Source organism: Streptomyces inhibens (assembly GCF_003389455.1).
GTDB lineage: Bacteria > Actinomycetota > Actinomycetes > Streptomycetales > Streptomycetaceae > Streptomyces > Streptomyces inhibens.
Genome location: NZ_QUAC01000339.1, coordinates 1 through 3,657 on the forward strand (window position 1 = coordinate 1; position 3,657 = coordinate 3,657).

At 73.9% G+C, this 3,657-nt stretch carries 2 protein-coding genes and 1 pseudogene; 2 read left to right on the top strand and 1 reads right to left on the bottom strand.

Annotation, left to right across the window (positions count from 1 at the left end; translation table 11 throughout):
- Positions 1–312 precede the first annotated feature (312 nt).
- A complete protein-coding gene (locus DY245_RS34080; RefSeq protein WP_128511002.1) occupies positions 313–1,047 on the bottom strand; it encodes an SLATT domain-containing protein in 735 nt (244 codons plus the stop codon).
- Between the two features lie 286 nt (positions 1,048–1,333).
- Here DY245_RS34080 and purD point away from each other — a divergent pair, with 286 nt between their 5' ends.
- Entirely contained in the window at positions 1,334–2,617 is a 1,284-nt protein-coding gene (gene purD / locus DY245_RS34085) for a phosphoribosylamine--glycine ligase (RefSeq protein WP_128511003.1), read from the top strand.
- A gap of 362 nt (positions 2,618–2,979) precedes the next feature.
- Positions 2,980–3,657: pseudogene (locus DY245_RS34090) on the top strand (hypothetical protein); the annotation flags it as partial.

Consider the following 3,657-nt stretch of genomic DNA (forward strand, 5'->3'; position numbering starts at 1 on the left):
TGTGGTGTGGGGACGTAAAGCGAAGCAGTCCCCACACCACACCCCTCCGGCCCGTCACCGCACCCCGAAGCCCCGCGCAGCGGCATCGCGCCGAAGGCGCAAGGCGCCCCACGGCGGGAAAGCCGAAAACGTGGGACGCATCCCGAAGCCCCGCGCAGCGGCATCGCGCCGAAGGCGCAAGGCGCCCCACGGCGGGAAAGCCAAAAAGGTGGGACGCACCCCGAACGCCCCGCGCAGCGGCACCGCGCCGAAGGCGCAAAGCGACACCCCCCACGGCGGGAAAGCCGAAAACGTGGGACGCAGCCCAAGCACCTAGCGGTCCGGCGGCCGCTGCCGCGGCATGTTCGGCCGCGTACGGGGCGGCAGCGCGAAACGCCCCGGATGCCCCGCACCCTCCTGCCGCGGCGCCGCCCACGGCACCATCGCCTGTGTGGCCCGCGGCGCCGGACCGGTCCGGAACTCCGCCATCCAGTCCGCCGTTTCGGCCCGCACCAGATCCCCGATGTCCTCGTTGAACCGCCGCAGCACCCCCAGACAGCGCTCCGCCGCGTCGCCCGCCGTGCCCTCGGTCGGCCCGAGCACCTCGCGCGCATTCTCCGACGCCCAGTCGAACTGCAGCGCCTCCAGCCGCCGGTGGATCGCCTGCGCCGTCGCCAGGTCCCGCATCCAGCCGGCCGTCACCCCGAAATACCGGTCGCAGCCCACAGACACCGCCGCCAGCAGCAGCGACAGACACCCCCAGGGCGCCCCGCCCTCCCAGACGCCGGCCAGATCCAGCAGCGGCAGCACCCCGCTCACCGCCACCCCGACCGCGGCGCCCAGCCGCAGCGCCCGCGCGCCGCGGCGCTTGGCCAGCCGGTCGCGCAGATACCAGTCGGCGGCGCGCAGCGCGCCCTGCTCGGTCCAGAGATAGAGCGCGTCCAGGCGGTCGGCCGGTTCTCCCCAGTCGCCGAGCGGAAAGGCCCGCCCCGCGAGATCCCTCCGGCCGCGGCCCCGGCTGGCGCCCTCCCGAGGGGGTCCCTCGGGCTGCATCTCCGGCTGACTCACCCGTGCACTCCCTCTCTACGCTCTCTACGGATACGCGCGGTGCACGCGTGACGTACGAGACGGCCGTTGCGCACAGCCCCTTCCTACCGCCGAACGGCTGGCGTCGACCGCAAGATCACGTTATTTCCGCCCAGAAGTGGTGCGGGATCGGATATAAGGCCGGCCGGTATCTCACCCGAAAGAGTTGCCACCGCGGCGACGGACGGTTTCCGGCCGCGCGTCGCCCTTGTGTGATCCGGGCAAGCCCGACGTCCGGGCTTCTGGTGCATTCGTCTAGGCTGCCACCGTGAAGGTCCTCGTCATCGGCGGCGGCGCCCGCGAACACGCCCTGTGCCGCTCCCTGTCCCTCGACCCCGACGTCACCGCGCTGCACTGCGCTCCCGGCAACGCCGGCATCGCCGAGGTGGCCGAATTGCACGGGGTCAACGCCCTCGACGGCGCGGCCGTCGCCGATCTCGCCGCCGGCCTGCAGGCCGACCTGGTCGTCGTCGGCCCCGAGGCCCCGCTGGTGGCGGGCGTCGCGGACGCCGTACGCGAGCGCGGCATCCCGGTCTTCGGCCCCTCGGCCGAGGCCGCCCAGCTGGAGGGGTCCAAGGCCTTCGCCAAGGACGTGATGGCCGCCGCGGCCGTCCCCACCGCCCGTAGCTATGTCTGCACCACCCCCGCCGAGATCGACGAGGCCCTCGACGCCTTCGGCGCCCCGTACGTCGTCAAGGACGACGGCCTGGCGGCCGGCAAGGGCGTCGTCGTCACCGAGGACGTCGAGGCCGCCCGCGCGCACGCCCTGGCCTGCGACCGCGTCGTCATCGAGGAGTTCCTCGACGGCCCGGAGGTCTCGCTCTTCGCGATCACCGACGGCGAGAGTGTCGTCCCCCTCCAGCCCGCCCAGGACTTCAAGCGCGCCTACGACGGCGACCAGGGCCCCAACACCGGCGGCATGGGCGCGTACAGCCCGCTGCCCTGGGCCGACCCCAAGCTGGTCGACGAGGTCATGGCCACCGTCCTGCAGCCCACCGTCGACGAGCTGCACCGCCGTGGCACGCCCTTCTCCGGACTGCTCTACGCGGGCCTGGCGATCACCTCCCGCGGGGTGCGCGTGATCGAGTTCAACGCCCGCTTCGGCGACCCGGAGACCCAGGTCGTGCTCGCCCGCCTCCAGACCCCGCTGGGCGGGCTGCTGCTCGCCGCCGCCACCGGCAACCTCGCCGCCCTGCCGCCGCTGCGCTGGCGCGACGATGCGGCCGTCACGGTCGTCATCGCCTCCCACAACTACCCGGACACCCCGCGCACCGGCGACCCCATCGAGGGCTTGGCCGACGTCGTGGCACAGGACGCCCCGGACGCGTACGTGCTGCACGCCGGCACCCGGCGCGACGACTCCGGCGCGGTGCTCAGCGCCGGCGGCCGGGTGCTGTCCGTCACCGCCACCGGCGCCGACCTCACCACCGCCCGGCAGCGCGCCTACCGGGCCGTGGGCCGGATCTCCCTGGACGGCTCCCAGCACCGCACGGACATCGCCGCCAAGGTCGCGGACCAGGCCGCGGAGGCGACGGAAACCCGCGGTGCATAGGGGCATATGCCCCGGGTCTGTGGAGACAGCCCGGGGCGTACCGTTCCACGGCCCACACCTCCCGGCCACCGGTTCCCGGCTTTGCCCAAAGCCATTCCATCGAGTGACCACACCAAGTTCCGGCTGACGAGACGTACACCCCCAACTAGGGTGCCGCGCAAGCGTTGTGTGGCCGCCGTGCCGGAATCCGGCACGGTTGCCACGGCGACGTCCGGCAAGTGGCTCACCGGCATTGCGATGTCAGTGGCCGGTGCCACAGTGGTGATGAGTGACCTCGCTCGCACCACACCGCGCAACTTTCGTACGTCCGTCCCGTGTTCTCTCCGTCCGGCTCCTCAGGACAGCAGGGGGTGTACAGGCTCGTGGCAAGTCCGGAAACAGGCGTCCTGGCGGCGCGTGCCCGCGCCCTCGCCGTGCTGCGGATCCGCGGTGCCGCGCTGGCCGTGGCGCTGCTGCCCGCGGCCGTGGCGGTGGTGCTCTTCGCCGGCCGGGCGACCGGCCATCTCGGCGCGGGCACCGGCTGGGACCTCACGCGCTGGTTCGTCAGCGGCATCGCGGTGCTCAGCCTGCTCCTGGCGGCGCTGGTCACCACGGTCGTCGCGCGCGCCAGACCCGCGCTCAGCCCCTCCGTGCCGATCTCCGAGACATCGGCCCCCGACCTCTACCGCCTCGTACGCGATCTCGCCGATCGCCTGGAGGTCCCCGCGCCGTCCGCCATAGCGCTCACCCCGGACTGCGACAGCTGGCTGGAGGACCGTACGCACCGCGCGCACGGCCCGCCGGGCAGCGGGCGGCCCACGGCCGGCGAAGGACGCCGGGCGCCCGAGGCGCCGGTCCTGGTCATCGGCTCACCGTTCCTGTGGTGGATGCGGGTCGCCGAGCTGCGCGCCCTGCTGGCCCCCGTCGTCGCCGGCACCGGCCCGTCCGCCCACCCCGACATAGCGGCCGCCCGCCGCTTCATCCGCGGCCTGGACGCCGCCGTCGCGGTCTCGGCCCGCGCCGAGGGCCCGCTGCGCGGCCCGGCGCTCCGCTTCGTCGGC